Here is a 14101-nt window from a genome sequence, read left to right on the forward strand (position 1 = left end):
AATAAGTAACGAATTTCCTTGATAAAAACAAAAACATATTCGGAATAATATGATATAATAAATTTAAACTAATCTTCAAGGAGAATCAAATGATTTACGAATTTTGTGCTGAAAATGTAACTTTGCTTGAAAAAGCTATGCAGGCAGGAGCTCGCCGCATCGAGCTCTGTGATAATCTAGCAGTTGGTGGAACAACTCCAAGCTACGGAGTGACCAAGGCAGCTGTGGAACTGGCTGCCGACTACGATACGACCATTATGACTATGATTCGACCACGTGGTGGTGATTTTGTCTACAATGACCTCGAGATTGCTATTATGCTCGAGGATATTCGTCTAACTGCTCAAGCAGGGAGCCAAGGCGTTGTCTTTGGTGCATTGACTGCTGATAAGAAGTTGGACAAGGCCAATCTTGAAAAATTGATTGCTGCATCTAAAGGTATGGAAATTGTTTTCCATATGGCTTTTGATGAATTGAGCGACCAAGATCAGTTGGAAGCTATTGATTGGCTTAGCCAAGCTGGAGTGACACGCATTCTGACTCGTGCTGGTGTATCTGGCGACTCGTTAGAGAAACGTTTTGCTCACTATCATAGAATTCTAGAACACGCTGCAGGAAAAATTGAAATTTTACCTGGTGGAGGGATTGACATGGACAACCGTCAAACCTTTATTGACCAACTGGGTGTGACACAATTACATGGAACTAAGGTCGTCTTTTAATAAATAGAAAGGAACTGCTAGCTTTTGGTAGCAGTTTTCGCTTATGTTTGAAATTTTTAAAGCTTATCAGTTTAATAGTAAAAAGGCTAAAGAGTATGGATTTGTAGAAAATCAAGGCGTATGGAACCATAGTTCGACTATCTTGCACGGAGATTTTCTCATGAGAGTTATAGTTGTGGACGGAGACTTATCTTTTCAAGTTTTTGACAAGGAAACTGGTGATCTTTATCCTCAAGTTCACATGGAAAGTATGAGAGGTACTTTTGTTGGAACTGTTCGAGAGGCTTGTTTAGAAGTTCTTTATGAAATCCGAAAGGCCTGTTTTGACGTGCAGGGATTTCTCTGTCCACAGACTAAGAGAATTATGGCAGTTGTTCAAGAAAAGTATGAAAACCAATTAGAATACTTATGGGAAAAATCACCTGATACGGCAGTTTTACGTCATGAAGATAATCAGAAGTGGTATGCGGTTCTTATGAAGATTTCTTGGGATAAGCTTGAAAAGGGCAGAGAAGGATTAGTTGAAGCAGTTAATCTCAAACAGGATCAAGTATCTGATTTGTTGGTAAAAAAAGGGATTTATCCAGCCTTTCATATGAACAAGCGCTACTGGATTAGTCTTCCACTCGATGACACTCTAACTGACGAAAAGGTGCTTGAATTGATCGAAAAAAGTTGGAACTTGACCTTGAAAAAGTAACTAGTTTTGCTTGATTTTTCAAATACTTTCAATTAGCAAAATATTCTTTACTGAAGAAATTTTCAGAAAATATTGGATTTTTTCTTGACATGTGTTTTTTCCTATGCTAAAATACTAAGCAAGATATCAAACGAAGGAGAAAGTCAAACATGAAAACAGCTAAGTTTAATCAATTTGCTTTGTTGTTGAGATACTCGGGCTAGTGCAAAAGCATTAGTCCTGTTTGGCTTACCAAGCGGGAGTAAATCAACATCTCGCTTGGAACTCCGAGCGAGATGTTTTTTTAAAACCGAATTTAGAAAAGGGGAAATCTTATGAGAACAGTTGAATTTCTAGATACTAGCCTTCGAGATGGTGAGCAGACACCAGGTGTTAATTTTTCGATCAAGGAAAAGATTGCCATTGCAAGACAACTGGAAAAATGGGGAATTTCGGCAATTGAAGCTGGTTTTCCAGCAGCTAGTCCAGACTCACTTACTGCAGTTCAGGAAATCGCAAAAGTCTTGAAGAAAACAGCGGTGACTGGTTTAGCTCGCTCTGTTAAATCAGACATTGACGCTTGTTATGAAGCACTGAAAGAAGCTAAGTATCCACAAATCCATGTTTTTATCGCTACTAGTCCTATTCATCGTGAATTTAAGTTGAATAAAAGCAAAGAGGAAATATTGGAAGCTATTAAAGAGCATGTTTCCTATGCACGTAGTAAATTTGAAGTGGTAGAATTCTCTCCTGAAGATGCGACTAGAACTGAGCTGGATTTCCTCTTACAAGTCGTTCAAACAGCGGTAGACGCAGGTGCGACTTATATCAATATTCCTGACACGGTTGGTTTTACCACACCAGAGGAATATGGGAATATCTTCAAGTATCTGATTGATAATGTTAAAACTGACCGTCAGATTATCTATTCTCCTCACTGTCACGATGACCTTGGAATGGCGGTTGCAAATAGCCTTGCAGCTGTTAAGAATGGTGCAGGGCGTGTTGAAGGAACCATTAATGGTATTGGAGAACGAGCTGGGAATGCTGCTTTAGAAGAAATAGCGGTAGCCCTCAATATTCGACAAGATTATTATCAAGCAGAGACAAGTATTGTCCTAAATGAAACGATTAATACGTCCGAAATGGTCTCTCGCTTCTCAGGAATTCCAGTTCCAAAAAATAAGGCGGTTGTTGGAGGAAATGCCTTCTCTCACGAATCAGGTATTCACCAAGATGGTGTTCTTAAAAATCCTCTCACTTATGAAATCATTACACCTGAATTGGTTGGTGCCAAGAGTAATAGTCTTCCACTCGGTAAATTGTCTGGTCGCCATGCTTTTGTTGAGAAACTAAGAGATTTGGCTCTAGACTTTACAGACGAAGATATCAAGCCACTCTTTACTAAGTTCAAGGCCTTGGCAGATAAGAAGCAAGAAATCACAGATGCTGATATTCGAGCTCTGGTAGCTGGCACCATGGTTGAAAATCCAGAAGGCTTCCACTTTGATGACTTGCAACTTCAAACCCATTCTGAAAATGACCTTGAAGCGACAGTTAGATTAGCTAATTTTGATGGTGAGAAAGTTGAATTTAATGCAACAGGTCAAGGTTCAGTTGAAGCTATTTTCAATGCTATTGATAAATTCTTTAATCAATCTGTTCGCTTGGTATCCTATACGATTGATGCGGTAACTGATGGTATTGATGCCCAGGCACGTGTATTGGTAACTGTTGAAAACAGAGATACAGAGACTATCTTTAACGCAGCTGGACTTGATTTCGATGTGTTGAAGGCTTCGGCTATTGCCTACATTAATGCCAATACCTTTGTTCAAAAAGAGAATGCTGGTGAAATGGGAACAACAGTTTCCTATCGCGATATGCCTAGCGTGTAAAGGAGAAAGCTATGACAAGAAAAATAGTTGCCCTAGCAGGTGATGGTATCGGACCTGAAATCATGGAAGCTGGTTTAGAAGTTCTAGCATCTATATCTGAAAAAACAGGTTTTGACTATGAGATTGACAGACGACCTTTCGGAGGTGCAGGTATTGATGCTGCAGGGCATCCTTTACCTGATGAAACCCTCAAGGCAAGTAGGAAAGCAGATGCTATCCTACTAGCAGCTATCGGTAGTCCTCAGTATGATGGAGCAGCGGTTCGCCCTGAACAAGGCTTGCTGGCTCTCCGTAAGGAACTCAATCTCTATGCCAATATTCGTCCGGTAAAAATCTTTGACAGTCTCAAGCATTTGTCACCTCTTAAGCCAGAACGAATAACTGGTGTTGACTTTGTAGTAGTACGTGAGTTGACAGGTGGGATTTACTTTGGAGATCATATCCTTGAAGAGAAATCGGCACGTGATATCAATGAATACAGCTATGAAGAAGTAGAGAGGATTATACGTAAGGCTTTTGAAATGGCAAGAAGTCGGAGAAAAATCCTTACCAGTATCGATAAGCAAAATGTTTTGGCAACATCAAAACTCTGGCGGAGAGTTGCTGATGAAGTCGCAAAAGATTTTTCGGATGTAACTTTGGAACACCAGCTAGTCGACTCAGCTGCCATGCTCATGATTACAAATCCAGCCAAGTTTGATGTTATCGTGACAGAGAATCTTTTCGGAGATATCTTATCTGATGAATCAAGCGTTCTATCTGGTACACTCGGGGTTATGCCATCAGCCAGCCACTCTGAAGATGGTCCGAGTCTCTATGAACCGATTCACGGTTCAGCACCTGATATTGCTGGACAAGGTATTGCCAATCCTATTTCCATGATTTTATCAGTTGCCATGATGCTGAGAGACAGCTTTGGACGTTTTGAGGATGCGCAGCGTATTGAACGTGCTGTTGAAGCTAGTTTAGCGGCTGGTATTTTAACAAGAGATATAGGAGGACAGGCTTCGACTAAGGAAATGACAGAAGCCATTATCGCAAGACTATGAAACTAAACGAAGGAATTACTTTTGCTCTCTTGATTTGGAACCTTTTGATTTTTACCATCTATGGTATTGACAAATTTAAAGCCCAAAGAGGTGCTTGGCGAATACCTGAAAAATATTTACTATCATTTGCATTTTTTTGTGGTGGTTTTGGTGCCTGGTTGGCAGGACTCACTTTTCATCACAAGACTAGAAAATGGTATTTTAAAACAGTTTGGTTCCTAGGGATAATGACTACACTAGTAGCTTTATATTTTGTATGGAGGTAATGAATGGCAGGAAAATCGATTTTTGATAAATTATGGGACCTCCATGTGATCACAGGAGAAGAGGGACAACCACAACTCATGTATGTGGATCAACACTATATCCACGAAGTGACCAGTCCTCAGGCATTTCAAGGTTTACGAGACACAGGACGCAGATTGAGACGACCAGACTTGACATTTGGGACCTTTGACCACAATGTACCGACAGTTAATATCTACGATATTCGAGATGTAATATCCAAGGCTCAAATTGATAAGTTAGCAGAAAATGTTGAGGAATTCGGGATTGAACATGCGGCCCATGGTTCTGAAAAACAAGGCATCGTTCACATGGTTGGTCCAGAAACAGGACGAACACAACCAGGAAAATTCATCGTCTGTGGTGATAGCCATACAGCAACCCATGGAGCTTTTGGAGCGATTGCCTTTGGAATTGGGACCAGTGAGGTCGAGCACGTATTTGCTACTCAAACCCTCTGGCAGGTCAAACCCAAGAAAATGCTGGTAGAATTCACTGGTGTTCCTCAAAAAGGAGTTTATTCCAAGGACTTCATTTTAGCCTTGATTGCCAAGTACGGCGTTGCCTGTGGTGTTGGCTATGTGGTGGAATATCGTGGACAGGCTATTGATGCACTGAGCATGGAAGAGCGAATGACCATCTGCAATATGTCCATCGAGTTTGGATCCAAGATGGGAATCATGAATCCAGATCAGACAACCTATGACTATCTTGAGGGACGAGAGTGTGTTCCCAAAGATTTTGACGCAGCAGTTGCTGATTGGAAAAGGATTGTTAGCGACGACGATGCTGTTTATGACAAGGTGATTCGTATGGATGTTTCTGAATTAGCACCTATGGTGACTTGGGGAACCAATCCAGCTATGGGTGTTGATTTTGATAGTAGCTTCCCAGAAATAAAGGATATGAACGATGAACGTGCTTATCATTACATGGATTTACAACCAGGTCAGAAACCAGCAGATATTGAACTAGGATATATCTTTATCGGCTCTTGTACAAATGCTCGTCTCAGCGACTTGCAACTGGCTGCGCGATTTGTTAAAGGGAAGAGAATAGCACCCAACTTAACGGCTATCGTAGTCCCAGGCTCTCGTCCTGTGAAACGAGCTGCTGAGAAGTTGGGCTTGGACAAGATATTTCTAGATGCTGGCTTTGAGTGGAGAGACCCAGGTTGTTCTATGTGCCTAGGAATGAATCCGGACAAGGTTCCTGATGGTGTCCACTGCGCCTCAACAAGCAACCGCAACTTTGAAGATAGACAAGGCTTTGGTGCTAAGACTCATCTCTGTAGTCCAGCTATGGCAGCTGCGGCAGCTATTGCAGGGCGTTTCGTAGATGTTCGGGAAATGCCAGAAGCCCAGTAAGGAGAGGATATGGAGAAATTTACAGTTTATACAGGAACGATCGTTCCTCTCATGAATGATAACATCGACACCGACCAAATCCTACCCAAGCAGTTTCTCAAGTTGATTGATAAGAAAGGCTTTGGTAAGTATCTCATGTATGCTTGGCGTTATCTAGATGACAAGTATACTGAGGATCCAGATTTTGTCTTTAACCGACCTGAATATCGTAAAGCCAGTATCCTTATCTCAGGGGATAACTTTGGGGCAGGTTCTTCGAGGGAACACGCAGCTTGGGCACTAGCTGACTATGGTTTTAAGGTCGTGATTGCAGGATCTTTTGGGGACATTCATTACAATAATGAACTCAATAATGGTATGTTACCCATTGTTCAACCTAGGGAAGTTAGAGAAAAACTCGCCCAGCTCCAACCAACTGACCAAGTGACGGTTGACTTGGAACAACAAAAAATCATCTCACCTATTGGAGAATTCTTCTTTGAAATCGATAGTGAATGGAAACACAAGCTCTTAAATGGTTTGGATGATATCGGTATTACCTTGCAGTATGAAGACTTGATTGCTGCATATGAAAAACAACGCCCAGCCTACTGGCAGGATTAGAAAAAATAGAAAAGGAAATAGAACTATGACAAAACACATTCAATGGAACGGAACACTTTCACAAGAAGGTTATGACATTTTAAAAGGTGAGGGCGGATGTATCGTTTGCCCTACAAAAGTTGGTTACATCATCATGACTAGCGATAAGGCAGGTCTTGAACGCAAGTTTGAAGCCAAGGAACGCAACCGTAACAAACCAGGTGTTGTTCTCTGCGGTAGCATGGACGAGCTTCGCGCTTTAGCGCAGCTAAATCCTGAAATCGAAGCCTTCTATCAAAAACATTGGGATGAAGACATTCTTCTTGGTTGTATCCTTCCTTGGAAACCAGAAGCCTTTGAAAAACTCAAAGCATACGGTGATGGCCGTGAAGAACTCATGACTGACGTCCGTGGTACTAGCTGTTTCGTTATCAAGTTTGGGAAAGCTGGTGAACAATTGGCTGCCAAACTTTGGGAAGAAGGCAAGATGGTCTATGCCTCATCTGCAAACCCATCTGGAAAAGGAAACCGTGGTAAGGTAGAAGGTATCGGAGAACGCATCGAAGGAGCAGTTGACCTTGTTATCGAGGCAGACGACTATGTGGCATCAATCCAGCCTGACAAAACGATTGAAACTCGCTACGAGCAAGGTGTGATGGTCTCTATGGTTGATAAAGACGGTAAACTCATCCCAGAACAAGGAGGAGCACGTTCAACCTCACCAGCTCCAGTTGTAATCCGCAAAGGTCTTGATATTGATAAAATCATGATGCACCTGTCAGACACCTTTAACTCATGGGACTACCGTCAGGGAGAGTATTATTAGGATGTAGAAGAAGTGAGGTTTATACTCTTCGAAAATCTCTTCAAACCACGTCAGTGTCGCCTTACCGTAGATATATGTAACTGACTTCGTCAGTCTTATCTACAACCTCAAAGCAGTGCTTTGAGCAGCCTGCGGCTAGCTTCCTAGTTTGCTCTTTGATTTTCATTGAGTATTAGTCATTATTGTAATAAGAGTGTGACATCTTTAAATTACTGAATAAGTTAGTAAGAAAGACGTTTTAGTTTAAGTCTCAATTTTAGAGAATGACTTTGGTTAAACTGACTAAGACGATAAAGTTTTTAAATTTATTTCTTTTATCAATCGTAACTAAAAATAACAGAGAACTTCTGAATCGATAAAAACAGAATTTTTAAAAGTATTCATACACAATTAAAATCAAAGTTCATTTTTTGTTGATAGGTGGCTTAAGAAATATCGTAATACAAGTATAAACTTTGAAATTTACCAGCTAATCAATGAACCATACTCTATTCAGGGAAAGCAAGTAATGAGTTTCTAACAATATAATAGACTGAATCTAGAACAGTACACTCTGATTGCTAGAAATATTTCTAGAAATTAGTTTAACTTTGCTAATTGATTTGTTCATACCCTATTTCAATCTACTATAACTTTAATATGTTTGTTTATACAGTAACATTTCTCCTCTTTTTGATTTTAAATGAGTATTGAATTGAGATAAGTTGAGTTAATTGGATTAAGAACCTCAAAAAAACAAAAAGGAAAGCATCTCATGAAAAGATGTTTTCCTTTTATTGTATAAGTTATCGAATAGAGTTATCTTAAATTCAGAAAGGTTCAAAAATGATATTTGATGAATAATGATACTCTACATTTTAACGATTTTATTAGTTATTTTCAACTTGTTCACTATATTTTGGTCTTAGTGTGGTTCCTGAATTGATAATAGTGCGTTTTTGAACTAAAGGCAATTCTGTACGATTATAAACTGTTCTCCAAGGTTCCCAAGCAAGACCTGTTTTTTCTTGAATTTTTACGCGAAGATTGCGAACATTTCCTCTAAATTGTAGTTCAGTTTGGAAACCAGCAGTTCTATTTTTTCCATTATCTTCCCATTCACGAGAGCGGATGCTTTCAATTCCATTTTCGTCATATGTGACTTCGTCCCAGTAAACGTAGTAACGAGCGACATACCCACCCTTATGTTGCAAATTGAGATAGCCATTCTTGTAAGAGGTAATTTTAGTTTCAATATAATCAGTACTGTTTTGGATTGTTGCAACTTGATTATCTCTTAAAAAGGCAGTTTTATAAGAAATAGGGACTGCAGGATTTTGTGTACTAAAATTAGCTCCTTCTTGAATTAATTTCTTGAGATCTTCAGGTGTTCCAGTAACTACTCGAGCAGCGCCATCAGCGTTGCCGCCAACAATAACAGCTGTTACAGAAGTATTTTTCAAAACACGAGCCCATTCAGATTCAGGGTTAATAGGCACACCTTTAATGACAGCATTTATAGCTGCTTTAAGTTCTGTACTTGTACTTGTTGTTTCAAATTTAACATACATTTGACGGCCATAAGACATACTAGAAACATAAACAGGAGGTGTTTGTTCATCCAAGCCACGATCTTGTAAATCGTTGACTGTTACATTATCACCAAAGACATCTCCAGGATTTTTTGGTGCATCAAAGTTAGCGGTAAAGTAAATTTGTTTAAAGTCGACAACTTCAATTTGTTTTTCACCTTTTTGTGCAGCTTCAAAGTCAATTTTTAAATCAACCCCAATTTTTTCAAAGTTGCTACCAAATTTTGCTTTTAGTTGATTCATACTATATGCTGAAGTAGAATCGTATTGCATACGAGCAGGTGCAGGATTACTTGATGCATAATTTGCATTCCATCTATTTACCAGAGTGTTAATTCCTTCCTGCATACCACTGACTGTTGTGTTTGCATCAGTATAGCTATCTGATCCAGCCATTCCTGGAAGGTCCACGCTGATTCTACCCTGTTTTCTATCAATACTAACAAGTTGAGGTTTATTTTCTAATAACCCTTGATCTGCTCGGAACAAAGCGCCTAAGAAGATGTCGCTATTACCGTTAATTGAAACATCAGCTGAATTATTAGAAATACTCTTTTTCACTTTTTCAATTACAACAAACTCATTCCCTTGTTGTTTTGAAGATGTATTTGAATAATTTTCGATTGCTTCACCTCTACGAGTTAAAATATCAATTTTATTGTAGTTTAATCCGAAAAGATATTTATTCAAGTCCTTATCTGCCTGATTAGTAGATCTCATGAGGTTTTCCATAACATCTGCTTTTGGCGCTTCAGTTACAGTAGTGGCGTCTTTTTCTTCAGGTTTTGAATTGAGGTTTGGAGTATTTTCTTGTTCGTTTACTGTAGGTTCTGTTTTGGGATTAGAACTACTTGAAATTGGGGTTTCAGTAGCTTTTACAGTATTATTTTGAATAATCGAAGCTGTACTTAATAAAAAAGTTGCAATAACTACACCACAGACACCAATGCTACGTTTTCGGATAGAATAACGAAAACCTTTGTCAAGATTATTTTGAATCATATAAAGCTCCTAGGTTTATTATTTCATTTTATCATCTCTTGAATGCGCTTTCTAGGGATAAAGATATTCTAGCAGAAATAAAAATCTTATGCAATCGTTTTCTGTGAAAATTAGACATATCTTTATATATGTTTAATTTTATTTCGAAGATTTTAGCTTTTTAGTGTAATTTTTCTTTACTTGAGAGTTCACTTATGATAATCCTCTTATGCAGCTGATTCGTCATACGATTGAGTACATAAATAATCAGAAACATTTAGGAAGCGGTATTATTGACAGCAATCGCGAGAATATGACAGAAATAATTCGTGTAACCCCATCTTATAAACTAGCTGATCGTGCTAAGATTATCCGACTAAATCAAACCAAACCTCTTCGTCATGCATATTTTCGAGAGTATAGAAAATTGCAAGAACTTTGCCTGATGATTCTAAATAGAGAAAAGCATGGTTTAGGATACCAAGAGCAAAAAATCCATGGTATTCTTTTTGATGTTGCCTGGCTTTGGGAAGAGTATGTTTATACCTTGTTGCCAAAAGATTTCATCCATCCATGAAATAAGGATAAGACGGACGGTGTTTCGGTATTTTCTGATCGTAAACGAAAAGTTTTCCCAGATTTTTATAATAGAGAACTAAGAACAGTTTTAGATGCTAAATATAAAAAACTAGAATTTACTGAAAAAGGAATTAAACGTGAGGACTTGTTCCAGCTGATTTCTTATTCTTATATTTTAAAAGCTGATCAGGCTGGGCTTGTTTTTCCAAGCAAGGAAAAGGTAGTTGATAATGAGATAGGCAAGTTAGCAGGCTATGGAGCCCTGTTGAAGAAATGGTCTATCCAAATACCTGGACAAGCCGAAAGTTATCAAGATTTTGTCAAGAGGCTTGAATCCTTTGAAAAAGTCTTTATCGAAAATCTTGGTAAAGATTTGAAAGGTAAGACAAATACAGGGTAGATGTCTAGTTATATCCTTGATTGGAAACAAAAAACACGAACATTATTTGTTTTCGGTCATTACAATTGACAAAAAACGGACAATATTGTAAACTTGTTAGAGTAATTGTCTGGAAAAGACGAGGCTATTCCTAACTTTAGGAAGGTCTAAACAAGAGAAATGAGAGAAATATGTTAAACGAATTTCCAATCTTTGACTATGAAGATATTCAGCTAATCCCAAATAAGTGTGTCCTTCAAAGTCGAGCAGAGGCTGATACACAGGTAACTTTAGGGAAACATACCTTTAAGTTGCCAGTTGTGCCTTCCAATATGCAGACAATCCTAGATGAAAATGTTGCTGAACAACTTGCTAAGGGTGGCTATTTCTACATCATGCACCGTTTTGATGAAGCTGGGCGTATTCCCTTTGTGAAACGCATGCATGAGAAAGGTTTGATTGCTTCTATCTCTGTTGGTGTTAAAGATTACGAATATGACTTTGTTAGTCAATTAAAGGCTGATGCACCAGAGTACATCACTATTGATATTGCTCATGGTCATGCTGACAGCGTGATTTCTATGATTCAGCACATCAAGAAAGAATTGCCAGATACTTTTGTTATCGCTGGTAACGTTGGAACTCCAGAAGCTGTGCGTGAACTTGAAAATGCTGGTGCGGATGCGACTAAGGTTGGAATCGGTCCAGGTAAGGTTTGTATCACTAAGGTAAAAACTGGTTTTGGTACAGGTGGTTGGCAGCTGGCGGCGCTACGTTGGTGTGCGAAGGCTGCGCGTAAACCGATAATTGCCGATGGTGGTATCCGTACACACGGAGATATTGCCAAGTCAATCCGCTTTGGTGCAAGTATGGTTATGATTGGTTCACTATTTGCAGGCCATATCGAAAGTCCTGGTAAAACAGTTGAAGTTGATGGTAAACAATTCAAAGAATACTACGGTTCGGCTTCAGAATACCAAAAAGGTGCTTATAAGAATGTCGAAGGTAAAAAAATCCTTCTTCCTGCTAAAGGACATTTGCAAGATACCTTGACTGAGATGGAACAGGATTTGCAAAGTTCGATTTCTTATGCTGGAGGTCGAAAGGTAGCTGATCTTAGACATGTGGATTATGTGATTGTGAAGAACTCTATCTGGAATGGAGATGCTCACTAAAAATATGATTACTTATTTATGCCGCGAATTGGCGTGGCGTTTCTACAAGGTACCGTAAATACCTAACAATGAGTAAGCTGCAGAGATATAAGAATAGGTGTTGAATCTATTTCTTTGTTTTCCAGAGGCTTACTTGGTAAGTCTCTTTTTATTTCGGAGGTTATTGTGAAATTATTAGAAGAACGAATTTTAAAGGACGGAAACGTTCTTGGTGAGAATATTCTTAAGGTGGATTCTTTCTTGACCCACCAAGTTGATTCTTCCTTGATGCGAGAAATTGGTCGCACTTTTGCAGAACATTTTAAAAATGCTGGTATTACCAAAGTCGTGACCATTGAAGCGTCAGGGATTGCCCCAGCCCTTTATGTGGCTGAACAGTTAGATGTTCCCATGATTTTTGCTAAGAAGGCAAAAAATATCACGATGAATGAAGGAATTTTGACTGCTGAGGTTTATTCTTTCACTAAACAAGTTACTAGTACCGTATCCATTGCAGGGAAGTTCTTATCTCCAGGAGATAAAGTATTAATTATTGATGATTTCTTGGCTAATGGCCAAGCAGCTAAAGGTTTGATTCAGATTATCGAACAGGCTGGTGCTACAGTCGAGGCCGTCGGGATTGTGATTGAAAAATCTTTCCAAGATGGTCGTGAACTGTTAGAAAAATCAGGTCATCAAGTAGTATCACTTGCGCGATTAGAGCGTTTTGAAAATGGAAAAGTTATCTTCAAGGAGGCAGATATCTAATGAAGCAACAGGAAAACCACTCACAGGCAGCCGTTCTTGGTTTGCAACACTTGCTAGCCATGTACTCAGGTTCAATTCTGGTACCAATCATGATTGCAAGTGCTTTAGGGTATTCAGCTCAACAGTTGACCTACCTTATTTCAACAGATATCTTTATGTGTGGGGTTGCAACTCTTTTACAATTGCAACTCAATAAACATTTTGGTGTCGGTTTGCCTATTGTTCTTGGGGTAGCCTTCCAGTCTGTTGCTCCTCTTATCATGATCGGTCAGAGTCATGGTAGTGGTGCTATGTTTGGAGCTTTGATTGCTTCAGGGATTTATGTTATCCTGATTTCAGGTATCTTCTCTAAAGTTGCCAATCTGTTCCCTTCAATCGTAACGGGTTCTGTCATTACAACAATCGGATTGACCTTGATTCCAGTTGCTATCGGAAATATGGGAAATAATGTTGAAAAACCTACTGGACAAAGTTTAGCTTTGGCAATGATTACTGTTCTCATTATTCTTTTGGTAAATATTCTTACAAAAGGATTTATCAAATCTATTTCCATTTTGATCGGTTTGATTGCAGGTACGATTATCGCTGCAACTATGGGCTTGGTTGACTTCTCTCCAGTAGCAGAAGCTCCACTCGTTCATATCCCAACTCCATTCTACTTCGGTGCTCCACAATTTGAGATTTCTTCTATTGTCATGATGTGTATTATCGCTACTGTATCTATGGTAGAATCAACTGGTGTTTATCTTGCCCTTTCTGATATTACTAAAGATCCAATCGATAGCACTCGTCTTCGCAATGGTTATCGTGCAGAAGGTCTCGCTGTTCTGCTTGGTGGACTTTTCAACACCTTCCCATATACAGGATTTTCACAAAACGTTGGTTTGGTGAAACTTTCAGGTATTCGTACTCGTTTGCCAATCTACTACGCAGCTGGTTTCCTCATCTTACTTGGTCTCTTGCCTAAGTTTGGTGCCTTGGCTCAGATTATTCCTAGCCCTGTTCTTGGTGGAGCAATGCTGGTCATGTTCGGTTTTGTTTCTCTACAAGGGATGCAAATCTTGGCGCGTGTAGACTTTGAGCACAATGAACACAACTTCCTCATTGCAGCAGTTTCTATTTCTGCTGGGGTGGGATTGAACGGAAGCAATCTCTTCAATACTTTACCGACTGAATTACAAATGTTCTTTTCAAATGGTATTGTTATTGCAAGTACAGTAGCCATTGTCTTGAATGCTATTTTGAATCGTAAAAAATAAAA

Annotated in this window: 12 protein-coding genes, 1 pseudogene and 1 riboswitch; of the genes and pseudogenes, 12 read left to right on the forward strand and 1 reads right to left on the reverse strand. The window is 39.1% G+C overall.

Features of this window, described 5'->3' with window-relative positions:
* Nucleotides 1-89 precede the first annotated feature (89 nt).
* The 8 genes from QM867_RS00580 to QM867_RS00615 all read left to right on the forward strand — a co-directional run bounded on the left by QM867_RS00580 (nucleotide 90) and on the right by QM867_RS00615 (nucleotide 7408).
* Complete coding sequence (locus QM867_RS00580) at nucleotides 90-722, forward strand: copper homeostasis protein CutC (RefSeq protein WP_153225729.1); 633 nt, start codon at nucleotides 90-92, stop codon at nucleotides 720-722.
* Between the two features lie 43 nt (nucleotides 723-765).
* Entirely contained in the window at nucleotides 766-1422 is a 657-nt protein-coding gene (locus QM867_RS00585) for an MmcQ/YjbR family DNA-binding protein (RefSeq protein WP_414314903.1), read from the forward strand.
* A gap of 314 nt (nucleotides 1423-1736) precedes the next feature.
* Nucleotides 1737-3299: a 2-isopropylmalate synthase gene (locus QM867_RS00590; RefSeq protein ID WP_414314904.1), complete on the forward strand. Its 1563-nt coding sequence runs from the start codon at nucleotides 1737-1739 to the stop codon at nucleotides 3297-3299.
* Nucleotides 3300-3310: 11 nt separating this feature from the next.
* Nucleotides 3311-4348 carry a 3-isopropylmalate dehydrogenase gene (gene leuB, locus QM867_RS00595; RefSeq protein ID WP_414273583.1) on the forward strand — a complete coding sequence of 346 codons (1038 nt, stop codon included), beginning with the start codon at nucleotides 3311-3313 and terminating at the stop codon, nucleotides 4346-4348.
* Nucleotides 4345-4614: a DUF1294 domain-containing protein gene (locus QM867_RS00600; protein WP_414273584.1), complete on the forward strand. Its 270-nt coding sequence runs from the start codon at nucleotides 4345-4347 to the stop codon at nucleotides 4612-4614. The genes leuB and QM867_RS00600 overlap by 4 nt, the downstream gene beginning before the upstream one ends.
* 3 nt (nucleotides 4615-4617) lie before the next feature.
* Nucleotides 4618-6000 (forward strand): 3-isopropylmalate dehydratase large subunit, encoded by a 1383-nt coding sequence (gene leuC, locus QM867_RS00605; RefSeq protein WP_414314905.1) that lies wholly within the window; start codon nucleotides 4618-4620, stop codon nucleotides 5998-6000.
* Nucleotides 6001-6009: 9 nt separating this feature from the next.
* On the forward strand, nucleotides 6010-6603 hold the full coding sequence (leuD, locus tag QM867_RS00610) for a 3-isopropylmalate dehydratase small subunit (protein ID WP_414314906.1): 594 nt from the start codon (nucleotides 6010-6012) through the stop codon (nucleotides 6601-6603).
* A gap of 25 nt (nucleotides 6604-6628) precedes the next feature.
* Nucleotides 6629-7408 (forward strand): L-threonylcarbamoyladenylate synthase, encoded by a 780-nt coding sequence (locus QM867_RS00615; RefSeq protein ID WP_000160505.1) that lies wholly within the window; start codon nucleotides 6629-6631, stop codon nucleotides 7406-7408.
* Between the two features lie 869 nt (nucleotides 7409-8277).
* On the opposite strand, the gene QM867_RS00620 is transcribed toward QM867_RS00615, so the two are convergent.
* Nucleotides 8278-9981 carry a thiol-activated cytolysin family protein gene (locus tag QM867_RS00620; protein WP_414314907.1) on the reverse strand — a complete coding sequence of 568 codons (1704 nt, stop codon included), beginning with the start codon at nucleotides 9979-9981 and terminating at the stop codon, nucleotides 8278-8280.
* A 184-nt stretch (nucleotides 9982-10165) separates the two neighbouring features.
* On the opposite strand from QM867_RS00620, the pseudogene QM867_RS00625 reads away from it, so the two are divergent.
* The 4 genes and pseudogenes from QM867_RS00625 to QM867_RS00640 all read left to right on the forward strand — a co-directional run.
* Nucleotides 10166-10939 (forward strand): annotated as a pseudogene (locus tag QM867_RS00625) (5-methylcytosine restriction system specificity protein McrC); the annotation flags it as partial.
* A gap of 170 nt (nucleotides 10940-11109) precedes the next feature.
* Nucleotides 11110-12093: a GMP reductase gene (guaC, locus tag QM867_RS00630; RefSeq protein WP_075231606.1), complete on the forward strand. Its 984-nt coding sequence runs from the start codon at nucleotides 11110-11112 to the stop codon at nucleotides 12091-12093.
* A riboswitch (purine riboswitch) is annotated at nucleotides 12086-12182 on the forward strand. Its footprint overlaps the gene before it by 8 nt.
* A gap of 76 nt (nucleotides 12183-12258) precedes the next feature.
* Nucleotides 12259-12840 (forward strand): xanthine phosphoribosyltransferase, encoded by a 582-nt coding sequence (locus QM867_RS00635; RefSeq protein WP_414314908.1) that lies wholly within the window; start codon nucleotides 12259-12261, stop codon nucleotides 12838-12840.
* A complete protein-coding gene (locus QM867_RS00640; RefSeq protein WP_223141077.1) occupies nucleotides 12840-14099 on the forward strand; it encodes a nucleobase:cation symporter-2 family protein in 1260 nt (419 codons plus the stop codon). Before QM867_RS00635 ends, QM867_RS00640 begins: the two co-directional genes overlap by 1 nt.
* Nucleotides 14100-14101 lie beyond the last annotated feature (2 nt).

This window comes from Streptococcus infantis (assembly GCF_047463635.1).
Taxonomy (GTDB): domain Bacteria; phylum Bacillota; class Bacilli; order Lactobacillales; family Streptococcaceae; genus Streptococcus; species Streptococcus infantis_W.

What these genes read in the sequence shown, in the direction of transcription:
- QM867_RS00580 (WP_153225729.1), top strand. Translation starts at nt 90, where the DNA reads ATGATTTACGAATTTTGTGCTGAAAATGTAACTTTGCTTGAAAAAGCT.
- QM867_RS00585 (WP_414314903.1), top strand. Translation starts at nt 766, where the DNA reads ATGTTTGAAATTTTTAAAGCTTATCAGTTTAATAGTAAAAAGGCTAAA.
- QM867_RS00590 (WP_414314904.1), top strand. Translation starts at nt 1,737, where the DNA reads ATGAGAACAGTTGAATTTCTAGATACTAGCCTTCGAGATGGTGAGCAG.
- leuB (WP_414273583.1), top strand. Translation starts at nt 3,311, where the DNA reads ATGACAAGAAAAATAGTTGCCCTAGCAGGTGATGGTATCGGACCTGAA.
- QM867_RS00600 (WP_414273584.1), top strand. Translation starts at nt 4,345, where the DNA reads ATGAAACTAAACGAAGGAATTACTTTTGCTCTCTTGATTTGGAACCTT.
- leuC (WP_414314905.1), top strand. Translation starts at nt 4,618, where the DNA reads ATGGCAGGAAAATCGATTTTTGATAAATTATGGGACCTCCATGTGATC.
- leuD (WP_414314906.1), top strand. Translation starts at nt 6,010, where the DNA reads ATGGAGAAATTTACAGTTTATACAGGAACGATCGTTCCTCTCATGAAT.
- QM867_RS00615 (WP_000160505.1), top strand. Translation starts at nt 6,629, where the DNA reads ATGACAAAACACATTCAATGGAACGGAACACTTTCACAAGAAGGTTAT.
- QM867_RS00620 (WP_414314907.1), bottom strand. Translation starts at nt 9,981, where the DNA reads ATGATTCAAAATAATCTTGACAAAGGTTTTCGTTATTCTATCCGAAAA.
- guaC (WP_075231606.1), top strand. Translation starts at nt 11,110, where the DNA reads ATGTTAAACGAATTTCCAATCTTTGACTATGAAGATATTCAGCTAATC.
- QM867_RS00640 (WP_223141077.1), top strand. Translation starts at nt 12,840, where the DNA reads ATGAAGCAACAGGAAAACCACTCACAGGCAGCCGTTCTTGGTTTGCAA.